General features: G+C 58.3%; 8 protein-coding genes. 4 read left to right on the top strand and 4 right to left on the bottom strand.

Annotated features, from left to right (window positions below; genetic code table 11):
• The first annotated feature begins 366 nt into the window (after positions 1–366).
• Positions 367–1,716, top strand: a complete 1,350-nt coding sequence (dnaA, locus tag BMZ24_RS03865; protein WP_092189420.1) for a chromosomal replication initiator protein DnaA — start codon at positions 367–369, stop codon at positions 1,714–1,716.
• An 89-nt stretch (positions 1,717–1,805) separates the two neighbouring features.
• Here dnaA and BMZ24_RS03860 read toward each other — a convergent pair whose 3' ends face one another.
• The 4 genes from BMZ24_RS03860 to BMZ24_RS03845 all read right to left on the bottom strand — a co-directional run bounded on the left by BMZ24_RS03860 (position 1,806) and on the right by BMZ24_RS03845 (position 8,483).
• A complete protein-coding gene (locus BMZ24_RS03860; protein WP_092189418.1) occupies positions 1,806–3,878 on the bottom strand; it encodes an HD domain-containing phosphohydrolase in 2,073 nt (690 codons plus the stop codon).
• A gap of 19 nt (positions 3,879–3,897) precedes the next feature.
• Positions 3,898–4,851 (bottom strand): transglutaminase-like cysteine peptidase, encoded by a 954-nt coding sequence (locus tag BMZ24_RS03855; RefSeq protein ID WP_161949025.1) that lies wholly within the window; start codon positions 4,849–4,851, stop codon positions 3,898–3,900.
• 97 nt (positions 4,852–4,948) lie between these two features.
• The gene (locus BMZ24_RS03850) at positions 4,949–6,277 is read right to left on the bottom strand and encodes an HlyD family type I secretion periplasmic adaptor subunit (RefSeq protein ID WP_092189414.1); all 1,329 of its coding nucleotides are present in this window, start codon (positions 6,275–6,277) and stop codon (positions 4,949–4,951) included.
• Positions 6,270–8,483 carry a type I secretion system permease/ATPase gene (locus tag BMZ24_RS03845; RefSeq protein ID WP_092189412.1) on the bottom strand — a complete coding sequence of 738 codons (2,214 nt, stop codon included), beginning with the start codon at positions 8,481–8,483 and terminating at the stop codon, positions 6,270–6,272. The genes BMZ24_RS03850 and BMZ24_RS03845 overlap by 8 nt, the downstream gene beginning before the upstream one ends.
• Before the next feature lie 452 nt (positions 8,484–8,935).
• Between BMZ24_RS03845 and BMZ24_RS03840 the strand changes: the two genes are divergently transcribed.
• The 3 genes from BMZ24_RS03840 (at position 8,936) to BMZ24_RS03830 (ending at position 17,972) form a co-directional block, all read left to right on the top strand.
• On the top strand, positions 8,936–14,512 hold the full coding sequence (locus BMZ24_RS03840; RefSeq protein ID WP_161949024.1) for a T1SS-143 repeat domain-containing protein: 5,577 nt from the start codon (positions 8,936–8,938) through the stop codon (positions 14,510–14,512).
• A gap of 108 nt (positions 14,513–14,620) precedes the next feature.
• On the top strand, positions 14,621–15,157 hold the full coding sequence (locus BMZ24_RS03835) for a hypothetical protein (protein ID WP_092189408.1): 537 nt from the start codon (positions 14,621–14,623) through the stop codon (positions 15,155–15,157).
• Between the two features lie 610 nt (positions 15,158–15,767).
• A complete protein-coding gene (locus BMZ24_RS03830; protein WP_143077827.1) occupies positions 15,768–17,972 on the top strand; it encodes a DUF5801 repeats-in-toxin domain-containing protein in 2,205 nt (734 codons plus the stop codon).
• Positions 17,973–17,996: the final 24 nt, after the last annotated feature.

Here is a 17,996-nt window from a genome sequence, read left to right as displayed (position 1 = left end):
ATATTTTATACTAATATTTAAGTATAATATATTTCATGTTTGTCAGTAGATGCTGGAAGCCTCGGAACTTTCACGACTTTAAATTGGAAAATCAAAATTTAAAGAAAATAGGCGAAAATAGGAGATAATTTTTTAGGTGCTGTTTAAAAGTTTTCCTCTGATGTTTAAAATTAAGTGTTGACAACTCGGGAACCCCGGTCTTGCGGGACAATGACAGCTTCGCGTCAGAGCCACAAAAGCAATGCATAAGAAGGAAGTTCAATCATTTTAGAGTGTTATCCTGTATAGAAAGAGTTGGGCCAAGTCGCGACTGGCTGGTTATACCGGAGTTGTCGCAGGGCTGTCGCTTGGCTAGAAACCGTTCCCATGATTGACGCATGGCATCACATTTCACTTTCTCTTGAGAAGAACCTCACTCCGGGCCATTACCAGCTCTGGATCAAACCCTTGCAGGGATGTCTTGATAACGACACCCTGGTCCTTTGTGCGCCCAATTCCTTTGTGTGCACATGGGTCCGGGAACGCATGCTTGGCAAGATCAAGGATGCGGCCGCCGAGACCCTTGGCTTTGCGCCGACCATCGAGATCTGTTCCGCCCAGGCTGATGCGCCCGCGGCCGTGCATGTTCAGCCCGCGCCCGCCAAAAAGATCATCACCCGCCAAATGGGCCTGCCCATGGCTCACGCCCTGCCTACTCAGACCGTGCAGAACTGGCGGCATGATTTTGACGACTTCATCGTCGGACCCTGCAACAATCTCGCCTATGTCGCATCGCGCAGTTTCTGTCAGGACGTGCAGGGGTCGGATCAGCTTTTCCTGTGCTCCGCGCCGGGTCTCGGCAAGACCCATCTGGCCCAGGCCATCGGCAGCGAGATCGCCCGGCAGACCAACCGGCAGCACCTGCGCGTCTGCTACCTGAGCGGCGAGGAGTTTGCCTCGCAATTGGTCATGGCCATCAAGGCCAAGGCCGTGGAGCAGTTCAAGGCCCGTTTCAGAACCAACGTGGATCTGCTTTTGCTTGAAGACGTGCATTTCTTCCAGGGCAAGGAGAAAATGCAGGATGAGCTTTTGAACACCTTGAAATCGCTCCAGAATCAGGGGCGCCGGGTGGTCATGACCAGCACGTTTCTGCCCCGCGAACTGTCCGACATCGACGCCAACCTGCTCTCCCGTTTCGCACAGGGGTTCATGGCCGTCATCGACAAGCCCGACTATCAGACCCGCATGGGCATCATCCAGGCCAAGTCGCAGGCTTCGCAGGTTAGCATGCCGGGCAGCGTGGCCGAGCTTCTGGCCAACAGGATGAAGACCGATGTCCGCCAGCTTGAGAGCTGCCTGAAGAACATCATCCTCAAGGCCAAGCTCCTGAACATGGACATCACCATGGATCTGGCCTGGGAGATACTCCAGAACTACAATCTCGACAGCGCCTCCATAGATCTCGACAAGATCATCAGCTTCGTTTGCCAGGCCTACGGGTTCGGCTTTGACGACCTGCGTTCCAAGAGCCGCAAGCGGGACCGGGTCATCGCTCGCAACACGGCCTTCTACCTTGCGCGCAAGCACACTGACCTGTCCCTCATGGACATCGGCCGCCGTTTCAATCGCAAGCATTCCACGGTCATCAAGGGCATCGCCTCCGTTGAGCAGGAAGTTACCCGCAAGACCTCTCTTGGCAACCAGCTGGCCCGCACGATCAATCAGCTCCAGGCCTGATTTTTCAGCAGTCTGTCCCGCATCACGATGCACAAAAAAGGCCCATGCACTTCACGCGCATGGGCCTTTTTTCAGTGTTAGGCGCGGTCCTATTCTCCCGCCTTCTCCAGCAGCCTGTTGCCGCGTGATGTTTCAAGGGCGGCGGACAGGGCTTCGACGATGTGTAGGTCGTAGCTGTTTGCCGCCGAGCGCAGGTTCTCAAGGGCTTGCGCGGGGCTCATGGCCGGTCTGTAGGCCCGGGGGCGGATCATGGCGCAAAAGCTGTTGGCCACGCTCAGGACCCTGGCCTGGATGCTGATCTCCTCGCCGTACAGGCCCTTGGGGTAGCCGCTGCCGTCGAGACGTTCGTTCATCTGGTAGACCGCCTCGTAAACGGGTAGTTCGAAGTCGATTTGGCGCAGAATGTCCGCCGCATGGTCGACATGCCTCTGGACCATTTCCTTTTCTTCTTCGGTAAGCTGGTCGACCTTGGTCAGGATCGCCTTGTCGATGAAAATCTTGCCGATCTGGGACAGGTTGGAGGCGATTTCCACGGTGGATTTGTCTTCAGGGGACAGGTTGAGGCTATCCGCCAGCAGGGAGGATACGTCGCGCATCAGCAGGGAATGTCCGGCCAGGTATGGGTCCGTGAACTCGATGGCTTTGACCAGCGCCTCCACGGTCTGGGAAATGGCCTGGCGCTTGCGGTCCTCGGCCTGAACCATGGCGGTGATGTCCCGGAATACGGAGACGATGCCTTGCGGCGTGTTCTGATCGCCCTTCAAGGTGACCTTGGTGATCTGGAAATGATGTTCCCGCGACTTGAGGAAGACGCGTTCGGTGACGGTCACGGGCTCCCCGGTCTGCAGGGTCTGGGCGTCGGATTGTTCCAGGCGCTTGCCGGTGTCGAAGCCGAACAGGGCGATATCATCAAGACCGAGCACCTCGTCTTCCGGCCGTCCCACCCCTTCGGCCAATGCCGGGTTGGCGTAGGTGTAGTTGCCGTTCAGGTTTTTGACGGCGATGAAATCCGGGATCGAGTCGTTGATGGAATCCAGGAAGTTGCGCTGTTGTTCGAGCTCCTGGGCCAGGGTCTGAAACTTGCCGGCGATGCGCTTGTGGCTCTGGCCCATGGTGCGCCACCAGATGGCTCCGAAGAGAAGGCTCGTGACCATGGCGATGAGGCCCGCGATGAGCAGGGAAACCCGGGTGTACTCCTGCAATCCCACGGTCGCGCTCTGGGTATCCACCTCCTGGATGACCCACAGGTCAAGATCGGGAAGCTTCACGCCAAGTGAAAAAACGGAAGTCTGGCCACCCAGGCTGTTGCGCTTGTCAAAGCCGAGCCGCTGCCCCGAATCCAGTTCTGGCGGTGCCTGGATGGGAGCGACCCCGCCAGGGCTCCAGGGCACGATCTCCTGAAATCCGGCCTCGGTCATCTGCATGATCCGTGTCCTTTCCCCCCTGGTCGAGAGCGGGGTGTTGGAGAGCAGGGAGGTGATGGTCATGCCCGCGCTCTTGGTCAGCATGGCCACGGCCACCGCCTTCTTCTCCCCGTTTTCCTCGGCAGTGGAAAAGATCGGCACGCACATGTCGATGACCAGGCCGTTGTCTGTCTGGCGCAAGGGGGAGAAGTGGGCCATGGGATAGGCGAAGGTCTTTTTAATCAAGGCCGACTGGCTGGGAGAAAGCGGGTTCACCCTCGAGTCGGAGCCGATGTAGGACTGTCCGCTGCGGTGCACGATACGTCCGGACAGAAAGCCCGCGAAGACCGTGAAATCGGAGAAGGTCTGGTGCATGAGGGGAAACTGGTCGGTCAGTTGGGCCATCTGGTCATAGGAATCGCCTTCGGGGATGATGCCCGTGATCAGAAAGCTCGGGTCCGCGTCGATGAGATCCATGTCCGTGGCGTAAAGGCGAAAGAGGTCCGAGGAGATGAGTTTGTCGGTCTGCTCGACCAGACCCGAGAGCCATGCCGTGAGGACTTCGGCACGGCTGGTGGCCAGCAATTCGAGCCGTCCCTGGATCTGCTCTTGCAGCTCTCCCTGCTTGGCCCGGACGCTCCAGGCCACCCAGGTCAAAAGGGCCACGATGATCAGGGAGATGATGGCCACCCCCATGACCAGTTCCGACCTGTTCTTGCCCATGGCGGGCAGAGCTGCTTTGCTGCTTGATGCTGTCATATTCCCCTCTCCGTTAAGTTTAGTTCGCTACAGGGATGTGTGACCACCGATGCTCCTCGTTCAAGGAGTATTGCGGAATGTAGTGTCTGTATTTGCCGTGCGTGAAAATTGCGTCGGAGATGTTGTTCAGGATGTAGGCATCCCCGTCCGTGAATACTGCCAGAACAGCGTGTGCGATGCCTCTGATGCGATCCTTGACCACGACGATGCGCAGTTCGTCCTTCGAGAAGCCTAGCTCCCGCAGGGCAAAGTACTTGATGATGGCGTAGTCCTCGCAATCTCCGGATATCTTCAGGAATTCCTGCGGAGTGGCCCACCAGTCCGAGGCCCCGTAGGCGTCCTGGTCCAGGCGGTAGGGCCATTTGTTGAAAAAGGAATTGATCATCTTGAGCTGTTCCGTGCGTTCCTTGCCTCTGGCCTGCTTCATGATGCGCTGCCAGCTGGTCGCGCCGGGCGGGCAGGTCTTGGCCGAAGTGCAGCTGCCAAGCGTCTGGATCTGTCCCTTGACCTTGGACAGGACCCGCTTCCATTTGGGCAGGGCATTGAAATTGCCGCGAAAGGCCGCGCTCTGAAAAAGCCGTATAGGCTGATCGCCGGTCTCTGATTTTGTGCGCGGAGCCTGCCCTGAAGGCGTCGGGGCTTGTGCCTGGGCGCCTTGACGCCATACGGGCAGGGGCGCTTTTGGGGTGGACGATTCTTGATTCCGGTCCCCCTTGGCAACCGTTGCCGGTGTGTCCGGAGCCTGCTCCGAAGCAACGCTTGTCTGCGAGTCGAGGGCCTCTCCTTGTTTCCGCGAAACGGCCGGGGTGGCATCCTTGGCCCGTTCCTGGTCCGGCCCGATATCCGCTTGCGTCTTCAAAGGGGAGGGCATCCGAGAGGATTCGTTGTCCTGCCTCGTCTCTTGGCTGGTGCCCCCCGTTGCGGCATTCGCGTCCCTGCTTGCAAGCTCCACTTGGCCCGTCTGGTTTTGCATCGGCGCGGCTCCGGTTCCCATTGCCGCGAAATCGCTTGGAAACCACAGGGCCGCCGCCAGCAGCACAAGAAACGTGGTGACGGGCCATCTCAATAGGTCAACGCTCCCTCAAGGCGTTCTCCTTGGCCTTGAGAATGGGTTTTAAGAGGTAGTCGAGCACGCTCTTCTTGCCGGTCAGGATGTCCACGCTGGCGGTCATGCCGGGAATGATCGGGAGTTTCTCGCCGCGATAGACGATGGCCGAGGCCTGGGTGCGCAGCTTGACCTTGTAGAAGCTTTCGCCCTTCTGGTCCTCGATGGTGTCGCCGCTGATCTGTTCGACGGAACCTTCAAGCCCGCCGTAGATGGAGAAGTCGTAGGCCGTGATCTTGATCATGGCTTTTTGGCCCGGATGCAAAAAGGCGATGTCGGCGGGCTTGATGTTGGCTTCGATGAGCAGGGTGTCGTCCAGGGGAATGATCTCAAGGATCGGTTCTCCGGGTTTGACCACGCCGCCGACGGTATTGAGGATGACCTGCTTGACTGTGCCGCGCACAGGGCTGCGCACGTCCGTGCGCGTGACCCGGTCCTGTCCGGCGGACAGGGCGTGCAGCTTGGAATTGAGCTCAACCTGATGCTGGTTCATCTCCTGCAGGGCCGTGGCCTTGAACTCGGCCATGCGCTGGGCCTGACGCTCCTTGATCTCCTGCGCCGCCTGCTGCGTACGCGGGATGGCCACGCCTAGGCTCTGCAGATCTCCGCGCAGGGAACTGACGGCACGCTCCAGGGAGAGGTAGTCGACTCTCGGGTACACGTTCTTTTCCATGAGGGGCTTGGCGATGTTCATCTGTTCCTGGGCCAGCTTGAGGTCCTGGGCAGTCTGGTTGCGCCGGATGGTCATCTCGCGGGCTTCCTGCAAACGCTGCGTGTACTGGCTGCGCAGGATGTTCATTTCCTGAGTCAGTTGGTCCATGCGCGCCCGATAAATGGCCATCTGGTCGTTTACCGCCTTTGGGGCCTTGGTTTTGAGCTCTTCGGAAAACACCGGCTCCGTGCCCGACGATTCGGCCTTGAGACGGGCGATGGCGGCCTGATGCTCCAATGCCTGGCTGGCCGTATCCTTCAGGGAACTCTGCGCCAGTTCGTTGCTGATGCGGACCAGGATGTCGCCCTTTTCTACGAGCTGGTTTTCCCGCACCAGGGTTTCTTCGAGGATGCCGCCTTCGAGGTTCTGGATGATCTGCACCCGCTGGGACGGGATGACCTGGCCCATGCCGCGCGTGACCTCGTCGAGGATGGCGAAGTGGGTCCAGACCAGCAGCGAGCCAAGGAGCAGGCAGATGGTCGCGGACAGCACGTAGGCCCAGCGGTGCCCCCGGCGATACATGGCCGCGTCGACTACGCTCATGTATTCAAGGTCGGATTCGGAATATACTCGATTAGACATTTTTGGCTCCGTTGCCGCGCTTTTGCAGCTCGGTCAGGACTTCGTTGCGCGGTCCGTCGGCGATGATCGATCCGCCCTCAAGGGCGATGACCCGCGTGGCCAGGGACAACAGGCTCGGTCTGTGGGTGATGAGGATGAGGGTCTTGCCTTTCAGGGCCGAAGAGAGACGAAGTTTGAGCACGGCCTCCACACCCACGTCCATGGAACTGCTGGGTTCATCCAGGATGACGATGTCCGGGTCGAGCAGCAGGGTGCGGGCGATGGTGATGGCCTGGCGCTGGCCGCCGGAAAGGGACAGGCCACGCTCCCCGACCTGCAGGTTGAAGCCGGCGGGGTTGTTCTTGATGAAGTCCGTGACCCCGGCGATGGTCGCGGCGCGCAGCAGGGCCTGGTCGCTGACGTGGGGCGCGCCGAGGGTGATGTTCTCGCGCACCGTGCCGTGGAAAAGAAAATTGTCCTGGGCCATGTAGCCGATCTTGGCCCGCAATTCGGCCGGGTCGATCTGCCGGATGTCAAGCCCGCCGATCTTCACCGCCCCTTTTTGCGGCTCGTAGAGGCCGTTGACAAGCTTGCCAAGGGTAGTCTTGCCCGAGCCCATCTTGCCGATGATGGCTACGCGCTCGCCCTGCGCGATATGCAGGTCGATGTGGGACAGGGCGTTGGTCAGGGCGCTTGGATATTTGAAGCTCACATCCTCGAAGGTGATGCTGGCGCGCAGATCCTGATGTTCGGGGTGCTGGACTTCTTCGGGGCGTTCGCTTGGGATCTGCATGAGCAGGTCCAGGTTCTTGAGCGCCATGCGGCTCTGTTGCAGGCGGGTCAGCATGGCCGCCACCGCGCCCAGGGGGGCCATGGCCCGGCCGACCAGGATGGAACAGGCGATGAGTCCGCCCATGGTCATCGCGCCTTCGGAGATGCGGTACACGCCCCAGATGATGACGCCGCAATAGACGATCTGAGAGGCGAACTGGGTGAAGCTCAGAGAAAAGGTGGAGAGCGACTTGGAGCGGATGGCCGATTTTGCGCCCATGCCGACGATGTTTTCCCAGCGGCCGAGCATGGAGCCTTCGGCCCGGCTGGTCTTGATGGTCTCAAGGCCGCTCACGGTTTCGACCAGCAACGCGTTTTTCTGGGTCGATTCCTTGTAGCCGCCTTCGATGGCGCGTTTCAGCGGGCCCTGCATGATGATGCCGACCAAAATCACGATGGGCGCGACTACGGCCGGAACAAAGGCGACGGGGCCTCCGATGTAGAAGATGATGGTAATGAACAGGATCAAAAAGGGCAGATCCACCAGCGCAAGCAGTGTGGTGGAACTGAAGAACTCACGCAGGGAATCGAACTCGCGCATGTTGTTGACGAGCGCTCCCGTGGATTCGGGTTTGTGGTCGAGGCGGATGGACAGAATGTGGCTCATGAGCTTGCTGGCCACCAGAATGTCGGAGTTGCGGCCTGCCACGTCCACGAAATAGCCGCGCAGGTTCCTGAGCGCGAAGTCGAAAAAGAAGGCGATGCCGACACCCACCGCCAGCACCCACAAGGTCTCAAGGGCGTTGTTGGGCACGACCCGGTCGTACACGTTCATGGTGAAAAGAGGCGAGGCGATGGCCAGCAGGTTGATGAAAATCGTAGCCAGGATGACGTGTCGGTAAATGGGCAGAAAATGAAAAATGGTGCCCCAGAACCACTTCTTGGTGTTGAAGATCTTGAGCCCTTCGGTCCTGCCGTCCAGGCTGGCCTTGGGCCGGGCGAAGACGGCGTGCCCGGAGTAGGTTTCTTTCAGCTTCTCGACCGGGGTGTCGAAGGGTGCGTCTGGGGTCTCGGGCATGATGACGCGGGCCGTGCCGGACGTCACGCTGACCAGCACGCAGGCCGAGCCGTCCTGCATGAGCAGGATGCAGGGCAGGTTCAGGGGGGAGATTTTGTCGATGACCGGTTTGTGCGCGATCTGAGCGTCTATGCCTTCACGCCGCGCCGCGCGGATCACCGCATAAGGAGTCATGCCTTCCTGGGTGCGCGGCAGGCCTGCTTCCAGGGCCGTGGCGCTGACTGGCCGGCCCTGCAGGCGGGATATCACGGACAAACATCCCACCAGCGGTGGGGTGAAATAAACTTGTGAAGGGTTGATCTGGGCGGTGATTGCCGGCCGCGGTTTGGCGGCGGCCTGTGGAGCCGGTATGGGTATGGCGACCTTGGGATCATTCATGCGTGCTTGGCCTCGATGATATTGATATGTTGCCGGAAACTAAGTCCTGACCCGCCATCTTGCAAGGGAAATTCGGTTTTTCTTCTCTCACCCGAAAGTATGAGAGGCGCGGCTCCAGCCGCCTTCCACCGCTCATACTTTTTCCGTGTATGACATTTTGTCCTATATATTTCAGGGCGTTGTCGTTCCCCTGAAATCGCTGGAAAAATCATACCCGTCTTGATTTTCTTTCATGCTTGACCCTGCAAACATAGATTCCCATTAGGAATATAACAGAAAGTATAAGAGCATATAAAATGTACTTTTATTTTATGAGCTGACAGTGATGAAAATTTTGGCGTGTATCATTTGTGAAACTATTTAAAAAAATGAGAGGGAGTGATGTTTTTAAAGTGTGATAAACTATTAAGCAAATATGAATATAAATCGTGTGAAACACAATGGAGGTTATCATGGCTGAAACAACACAAGGCACCAAGCTGTCAGTCAGGGCTCCCGAAGCCGGGCAGTCCGTAATTGTCAGCGCGATCCCGGGACAGGATATCGTGCTCGACTCCGCCTTTGACCAGGCAGAGCCGAAAATGTCAGACAATAACGTTGTTTTCGAGTTCGCAGATGGCGGGCAGGTGGTCATCGAATTCAGTGATATTCCGGATGGCCAGGTCCCGAACATCATCTTGGCGGACGGCACGGTCCTCAATTTACAGGAATTTCTAGCCTCCCTGAGCGAGGGAGACGTTGAGCCCGCAGCGGGCCCTGAAGGCGGTGCCACCGGAAGCGGCGGCGTCGGCGAGTACAGGGACGACGCGGGCAATCTCATTGATGGCGTGGACAAGCTGGGCGGTTTGGACCCGCGTGATTTCACCGCCATTACGGTGGAGGCCCTGGAAGCCGATGTCGAAGATTTAAATCCGTTGCCTTCGGCAGGATTGGCTTTTGGAGCCGCCGATGAAGACGGGCTCCGCGTCAGCGAACTGACCATGACTCCCTTTGACGGCAACGACGACGGGGCCGACGGGGACCATCCCGCCCAGTTTGCGTATGCCGAAGGGGTGCTCAATTATGACTTCGGCGGAGACGGGCCTTCCGCAACGACTCCGTTCGTATGGAGTCTGGCGGGCCTTGTGGCCCTGGGAGTGGAATCCCGAGGGAATGAGCTTCAGTACGAAGTCGTGGACGGTGGAACAACCCTGAACGCATTCTATATTACTGAGTATCCAAACGGGGAGTATGACAACAGAATAGAGTCCCTGGAACCCGTCAGGGTGGATGTATTCAGCCTGCAAGTTACAGATCTGGCTGCCGGAACATACAGATTCGAACTGTATCAGCCCCTCGATCATTCCGTGTCCGGCACGGAAGACGACATCCTCTACAATTTTTCTTTCACCCTGACCGATGGCTCCGGAGATTCCGTCGTCGGTGGTCTGAACATGATCGTTGACGATGATTCGCCGGTGGCCACAGATGCGGCCATAAACAGGACCGTCGATGAAGACGATATCAAGACCTGGCTTTCCGACGGCAACCATCCCAACGACGGCAACCACGATGGTTCCTTCACGGGTGATCCTTACAAGTGGTGGGACAGTGGCCCCGCCAACATCAAGGGGTCCTTGGCATCCCTGGTCGTATTCGGCGCGGACGGACCGGGCGAAGGCGGATTCAGCCTGTCCGAAGATGTGAGCGGCCTTGTGGCCCAAAACCTCTACTCCAAGGGCGAACCTTTGAGCTACCGAGTGGAAGGGTCGACCCTGATCGCCTATGTCGGAATCGGTGAGCCCGAAGGGCCTGGCGGCGATGAGGACGTACAAGTCGCCAGGATGATCTCCCTGCCTCAGGAGCGGGTCGTCTTCACCCTGGAGCTCGACAGTGACGGCGAGTACACGTTTAATCTTTACGACCAGCTCGATCATCCCGTCGGTGACGGTCAGAACAACCTGCCCATCGATTTGGCGTCGGTGATCGTGGCCACGGACGGCGACGGCGACGCCATCACCCTGACGGGAGGCTTCACCATCAACGTGACCGATGACGTGCCCGAGCAGGACGGTATCTTCCCGGTGCTCAAGATCGTGGAGGAAGAGATGCTTCCTAATGGCAACCAGGAGGAGAACGACTTTTCGATATGGGGTCGGCCCGTTGATGGGTGGCCGGACACAAAGCTGGCAACGGGATCCCTGGCATCCCAGGTCTCCTTCGGCGCGGATGAAGACGGGACCTTCAGCATGCTGCCTGACACCTCGGGACTTCCGGAGCTGACTTCCGGTGGGATCCCCGTGACCTATTTGGTCGAAGGGAACGTGCTCACCGCAACGGCTGGCGAAGTTCCGGTCTTCACACTCACCTTGCAGAGCGACGGGCATTTCAGTTTCCTCCTGCAAGGTCCTCTGGATCACGCTCCCGGCGGAGGGGAAAATCTCCTGCTCCTGGACATGTCCTCCATAGTCAAGGCCACAGACGCTGACGGCGACTCCATCACTCTGGATAAGGACTTCTACATCAAGATCGTGGACGATATGCCCACGGTGGACATTGATCTGAACATAGGCCTTGAGCAGCAGGTTCTTGGCGCGGTTGTGACCGACGAAACAAGTCAGCTTGGCGTGAAGGTTACGGGTGCGGAGTCCATCTTTGCATACACGGTAGCCCCCGCTGCGGGTGCTGACGGCGGCACTCCGGACGTGTCTCTGCGCATCGACGATTCCGCGACAGGGTTCAAGACCACCGTTGGCGGGCACTTGATCACCCTTGTGGCCGATCCTGACGACAACAATGTGGTTTACGGCAAGTACACGGACGGCTCGGGTACGCATGACGCCTTCACCATCGAGATTGGCGAGGACGGCAAGCTGAGCGTCACGCAACATGTGGCCATGGTGCATCCTGATCCGGCGACCCTCGAAGGCAATCCTGCCGACACCTTAAGTTACGACGAAGCCATCACCCTTGCGAACAAGCTGTCCGCAGTGGTGACCCTGGAAGACGGCGACAAGGACGTGGCTATGGACGCGGTGGGAATTGGCGCATTCATCAGCTTCAAGGACGATGGCCCGGCCGTGGACATTGATCTGAACATAGGCCTTGAGCAGCAGGTTCTTGGCGCGGTTGTGACCGACGAAACAAGTCAGCTTGGCGTGAAGGTTACGGGCGCGGAGTCCATCTTTGCATACACGGTAGCCCCCGCTGCGGGTGCTGACGGCGGCACTCCGGACGTGTCTTTGCGCATCGACGATTCCGCGACAGGGTTCAAGACCACCGTTGGCGGGCATTTGATCACCCTTGTGGCCGATCCTGACGACAACAATGTGGTTTACGGCAAGTACACGGACGGCTCGGGTACGCATGACGCCTTCACCATCGAGATTGGCGAGGACGGCAAGCTGAGCGTCACGCAACATGTGGCCATGGTGCATCCTGATCCGGCGACCCTCGAAGGCAATCCTGCCGACACATCAAGTTACGATGAAGCCATCACCCTTGCGAACAAGCTGTCCGCAGTGGTGACCCTGGAAGACGGCGACCAGGACGTGGCCATGGATGCAGTGGGCATTGGCGCATTCATCAGCTTCAAGGACGACGGCCCGACTCTGACCTCCATCGAGCCGGCAACGTTGCTCAATGACCCAGACGCTCAGGTAACCGGAACTTCCGACCTGGCGATGGGCGTCGATCTTCCCGGATCGGCGGACCTCAGCTGGAATGTTTCCGGCTGGGACGGTGGCGAAGTGGTCTACTCTGCTTCGGCGCTCACTGCCGGAGGCGAGACGGTTTACTACTATGTCGATCCTGAAGACACCTCCATATTGTTCGCCTACACCAGCGAAATTCCAGGCGTGTATACGAATGGTGTCGATCAGGAACTCATCTTCACCCTGACCTTTGATGTGGCGACGGGGCAGTACTCCATAGTCATGGATGGCACTCTCGACGCGTCCAGCCAGACGTTTGGAACGATCTTCAATCAGAACATTGGCGCTAACGAGGATTATTTGCTGCTCACGGACGCAGGGAAGCTGTACAAGCCGGGAAGTGTCATTCCTTCAACCGAAAGGGTGATCACGACCGTCGATTCCTCCACGGGCGGAGTCAACGCAAGTCAACAGGGCCTTGGAGTTGGCAACCAGTTTGTTGACGGCGCAGAAGCCATCTACTTCTTCTACGAGGGAAGTGTTGAAGCTGCGCAGTTCAGCATTGATATCCAGGGTGGCGAAGCGACCAACGAAGTGAGCTGGACCGCCTACGGAACCAATTCCGAAGGAGTAATCACAACCGAGACGGGCGTGCTGGTTTTCTCCGAAGGGATCATGACCGGCATTCCCACAACCCTGAGCAACTTGACGAGGATAGATCTCTCCGACACCGGGGGCAATGGATTCCGAGTCACTGCAACGGAAATCGTGGAGAAGACGGTGGATCTGCCGGTCAATACCGTCTTCACTGTGGCTGTCGCCGACGCGGACGGTGATGTGGCCATGACGAACCTGAGCGTCCAGTTCGATCCGAAGGTTTCGGGGACGCTAATAGTGGGCTCCGCGGACGACGACATCGGCGGGAGCAGTTCCGTGTACACAGTCCCTGCCGCAGGTGATGGCTCTATCACGGGCAACGCGGGTGGAGACATCCTGGTTGGCGATCCAGGCGGGGCTACACTCGTCCCGGGTACGGTGGCGAACATCGTGCTGGTGCTCGACAATTCGGGCAGCATGTCCGGAGCCCAGCTGAACGGTCTCAAGGCGGCAGTGGCAAACGCCCTGAATGGGCTCAAGAATTCCCAGGCCAAGGATGTGCAGGTGCATATCGTCAAGTTCGGCACCAATGCGGAATCTTTGGGTACCTTCATGATTACTTCAAACGGAGTTGACAACCTCGGTTTGACTGGCTTGGAGGGCGCGCTGCTGGCCGTGAATGGCATGACGGCGGGGATGGGATGGACGAACTACGAAGCCGCGCTGGTCAAGGCGAACCAGTGGATTGAGTCTAGCGCTCCCCTTGAAAACGCCGATCTCAACAAGGTCATATTCGTCTCCGACGGGGAGCCCAATCGGGCATTGAACAATAGCGGTGAGGTGGTGTCCGTGAGTGCCGCCGACGCAATGCGCCACGTTCTGGGAGACATTCCGGGAGATAGCAAGAATGAAGTGGATTTGATTGAATCACCCGGTCCTGGAGGCGCCCAGGGCTTTACCATCGAAGCGGTGGGCATCAGTGTCAATCAGGATGCCCTGACTCTGCTGTCGCAGCTTGAAGGCGCAGGTGGGGCTGCTACCAATGTGACTTCCGCCGAAGAACTGAACGACGTCATTGGTGAGTTGACCGGCGCCTCGACCGTGTCGATCGCTGCCGGTGACGATATAGTCATGGGCAATGCCGGCGATGACATCATCTTCGGTGATGTGCTGTTTACGGACGTGCTTGCGACTGCCGCCGGGTTGAACGTGGCGGCCGGTTCCGGATGGCTCGTCTTCGAACAGCTTGAGGCGGGCATGTCCACCGTGCCCGGATTCGATACCTGGGATCGTGCGCAAACCCTGGATTATATCAGGAACAATCATGCCACCCTGTCGCAGGAGAGTGGTCGCGAAGGCGGCAATGACATGCTCTACGGAGGCGCGGGCAACGACATCATCCATGGTCAGGAAGGCGACGACTTCATAGTCGGCGGCACCGGTAACGACACCATGTCCGGCGGCGCCGGCCAGGACACCTTCTCGTACGCGGCGGGTGACGTGCCGGATGGAGCCGTGACGGGTGACACCATCCTCGACTTCGAGCTTGGCCCCGATGGCGACACTCTCGACCTCTCCGCGCTGCTCTCGGGAACGAGTTCCGATCCTCTTGATTACGTGAACATCACGGGCGCACTTGGTCTGGATGGCAAGGCCACGGTCGATGTGCGCATCGATCAGGATGGCGCGGGCGGAGACTACAACACCCATGTGGCGACCATCACGGTCACGGGGGTTGGCGCTGATGATTCCATCGACGATGTCATCAACACCATGATCACCAACAATATCAACATCTGAACCGGACCGGGGGAAAGGGCCTTCCCTTTCCCCCGTTTTTGAAGGACGATGCGCCCATCCCAGTCGGCAACGGTGGGAATGTCATCATAAGAAAGGGTGGAGGCGATCATGAAACCGACACGGCCAACCCAGAGCATCATGGAAGATCTTCTCTCCGGAGAAGGTCGACTCCTGGAAGATGGAAATGATTCGAATTCATTGCGAGTCGTGGAATTTGCGGGGCTTTTCGTGCCTGATGAGGGTTTGGTCATCAGCCCGCCGGCAGGCGGCGAACTGACCGTGTGGCCCGACGGGAGCTATGCGTTCACCTCCTCGCCCGTCGAGACGGGAGGAATCGCGACCCACTACAGCTATGTGGTCGAGACCGATGACGGTTTGTCCTTCATAGGGTCCTTTTTACTGGGTGAGGAAGCGGGCGTGCCCGAGGGCATGCATGATTTCCAGGCCTGGTCCCTGCCTGAACTCATGGATGTCGACGGCGCCGCCGAAGAACTCCTGGCAGCTTCCGGGATGGAGCCCGTGGAAGTCTACTTGCACGAGGCGTCCGGTCTGGACCATCCTTCCGAACATCTGGATGCGGCGGCCCTGGACTCCGACTTCGACGACGGCCTGGCCCGTCTCATTCTTGATTCCTTCAATTCATGAAGCGCTTCGCGGGATAAAACGCAAACCCGCGCCCTTCTGCCAAACACCACAATTCGCTGCAATCCCTCGTCACTGGACGGGGGATTTTTTGATGTGAAGTCTCTGCTTCAGCCTGTATCTTTTTTCACCCCGCCCTTGATCTGCAAACTGGTCCGTCCGGTTCATGGAGTGACCCTGGTTTCTTGAATCCGCTCGGGTGCGCTTGTTTACGGCCGCCCCTTGCAGGGGATGTTCAGCGGTTGCTTGCGGTGTCGCAAATGTATGACAGTCTTTGCTGTTTTGGTTGTAAAAAGAATGAAATTAGTATGTTGAAGCTATTTTTGCGAGGGGCTAAGAGCGCTGGCTAGCCCGAAAGTACCAACGGACGGGATGGACGGACTTGTGTTGCGTTGCGGCTCCGCAGCTCTTTTTTTTTGTATTCATCTGTAATGAATAATTAATTTTTTGTTTGCTCGGGCCGGAAAATTCATACCTTTCCGGTCCTGTTTTCATGCTTGTCTTTCAGGCGCCGGATGACCATTTGTAAGACAAGCAGTTTGATGGTCGTGCAAAGGTTGATTTCAACACGGGCGACGTCAAAAAAACAGGAATTGTCGTCAAGGAGGACACCATGGCCGCAACAACACAAAACACCAGATTGGCCGTTCAGGCTCCTGCCGTCGGGCAGGTTATGGTTTTGACCGCTGTCCCGGGTCAGGATTTCATTCTTGAGGGCGCCTTTGATCAGGCGGAAGTCAGGATGGATGGGGGCAACGTGGTCTTCAATTTCGCGGATGGCGGCCAGGTGGTCCTTGATTTTACCGACCTTGGCGATGCTCAGGCACCCAATGTGGTCATGCCTGATGGAACCATCCTGGACATGCAGGAGTTTCTGGCCGCGCTTGGTGAGAGTGAGATCGAGCCTGCGGCCGGTCCCGAGGGCGGCGCGGATGGCAGTGGTGGTGTCGGTGAGTACAGGGATGACGCAGGAAACCTCATTGCGGGAGTGGACAGGCTGGGCGGGCTTGATCCCCGCGAGTTCACATCGATCACGGTGGAGAGCCTGGAGGCCGACGATTTGATCGAAGAGGCTGATGCAGCCCCGCCAATCCCGACTCCGTCAATCCCGACCCCGCCGGTGCTCGGGCCGGTTGTGACCCAGGTCGAAGAGAGTTCGCTTGATGAAGGCGAGGTTCAGTGGCCGGGAAGCAACGACGGCGGAACCGCGGACAGCACCAGCGGCGCCATCCCCTTCACGCCGGGTCCCGGAGGGGAGGACCAGCTCTTCATTCGAGGCGTGGACGAGGATGTGGATGTAACTGGAGGAGGCATTGTTCACGGCCAGTACGGGACCCTTGTGGTTACGCAGAACCCCGACGGAACGTACAGCTATGAGTACACCCTGGACGGCAACATCGACCATCCTGTCCCCGAAGAGAACGGCGGTGGTGACGGAAGGTTTGACGACGACAGCCTGCCGGACGTTTTTGTCATGCAGGTCGTCAACAATGGTGCCATCATTGCGACGAGTTCCCTGACGGTCAATGTGCTCGACGACGGTCCGGTTATCGACGTCGTGCCAGAGGCAAGCCTCTCCCTGCGCACCGAGGACAGCTATCTGCCGGGTGGGAGCAACGAGCAGCCGACAAATACCGACACCGCAAGCGCGGGCGGGGTTTTTCAGGTTGTATTCGGCGCTGACGGCCCAAAGCTGGTGCAGTACAACGGCGAGTATTCCGAGGGTGGCGATCCTTCCCTTGAGTATTCATTCGGAGAATTGGACGGTGTCGACTCCGGGCTGAAGGACATGCTGACCGGTGAATCGATCCTGCTTTACACGGACGAAAACGGAAACGTGATCGGCCGGGTGGAAAGCCTGGGCAATGAGGACGCAACCTTCACGTTGACCATAAACGAATACGGGGTGGTGACGCTTGAGCAGCTGCGCCCGATCATGCATGAAGCCCCCGATGGCGTGGAGGGCGGCCTGGATGAAGTGCAGATTCTGACCGCTGAAGAGCTGGTCGTGAACATTCGCGCCACGGACGGTGACGATGACAGCGCCTCGGAGTCCTTCTCTTTGGGCGGGCTCATAGAATTCGGCGACGATGTGGTGACTGCCGTGCACGATAGAGGCCACGTGGACTTCAGCCAGGATTATGAAATCAGGTACGCCATCTCCAATGTCCTCTTCCTGGTGGATGTGAACGGCGAGGAGCAGGCCTTCAAGATCGATGATTATGAAAACCTCTTCAATGAAATGAAGGACCCGGACAATCCCCAGGGTTTTGTGGCTTGGGTCGAGGCGCAGACCGGCGGAACGATCACAGCCTATTACATCAAGGCCGGCCAAGTGTTCTATGACAGCGACGGGAACGTCATTGACCCCGAACTTGAGGGTCTGGGTGGGTATCTGGCTGGAAATGGCAACACCTTTGGTGGCTCCAATGTGCAGATCCTCCAGCCTACCCTTGATAATCACGATCCCGACGCGGTGGACTCCGGCTTTGAAGGCGGAATAGGGTCCGGGAATGTGCTGGACAACGATGATGGAAGCGCTGACGGCATCTGGGTCAATGGCGTGAGCAATGATGGCGGCGAGACCTGGCAGGAAATCTCCGAGGGTGGAGTGGTTACGATTGAAGGCGCTTACGGCACGTTGACCCTGTATTCCAACGGGGAATACGGCTACACGTTGAATGATTCCGCGCCGCAGGGCGCAGAGGATGTCTTCTCCTATCAGGTTCGGGACGGCGATGGAGACCAAAGCTTGGCCATGCTGACCATCGAGATCGCCCTGGAAACCATGCTGACCTCGAATGTTGACATTGCCTGAATTTGACGGCTCCGGGCAGGGGGC

The organism is Desulfomicrobium norvegicum (assembly GCF_900114595.1).
Classification (GTDB): Bacteria; Desulfobacterota; Desulfovibrionia; order Desulfovibrionales; family Desulfomicrobiaceae; genus Desulfomicrobium; species Desulfomicrobium macestii.
The sequence above is the reverse complement of the archived record's forward strand: the minus strand, read 5'-3'. Positions and strand labels throughout refer to the sequence as shown.

Bases quoted from the DNA above. Each gene is read 5' to 3' on its own strand.
- dnaA (WP_092189420.1), top strand. From the start codon at position 367: ATGATTGACGCATGGCATCACATTTCACTTTCTCTTGAGAAGAACCTC.
- BMZ24_RS03860 (WP_092189418.1), bottom strand. From the start codon at position 3,878: ATGACAGCATCAAGCAGCAAAGCAGCTCTGCCCGCCATGGGCAAGAAC.
- BMZ24_RS03855 (WP_161949025.1), bottom strand. From the start codon at position 4,851: ATGCAAAACCAGACGGGCCAAGTGGAGCTTGCAAGCAGGGACGCGAAT.
- BMZ24_RS03850 (WP_092189414.1), bottom strand. From the start codon at position 6,277: ATGTCTAATCGAGTATATTCCGAATCCGACCTTGAATACATGAGCGTA.
- BMZ24_RS03845 (WP_092189412.1), bottom strand. From the start codon at position 8,483: ATGAATGATCCCAAGGTCGCCATACCCATACCGGCTCCACAGGCCGCC.
- BMZ24_RS03840 (WP_161949024.1), top strand. From the start codon at position 8,936: ATGGCTGAAACAACACAAGGCACCAAGCTGTCAGTCAGGGCTCCCGAA.
- BMZ24_RS03835 (WP_092189408.1), top strand. From the start codon at position 14,621: ATGAAACCGACACGGCCAACCCAGAGCATCATGGAAGATCTTCTCTCC.
- BMZ24_RS03830 (WP_143077827.1), top strand. From the start codon at position 15,768: ATGGCCGCAACAACACAAAACACCAGATTGGCCGTTCAGGCTCCTGCC.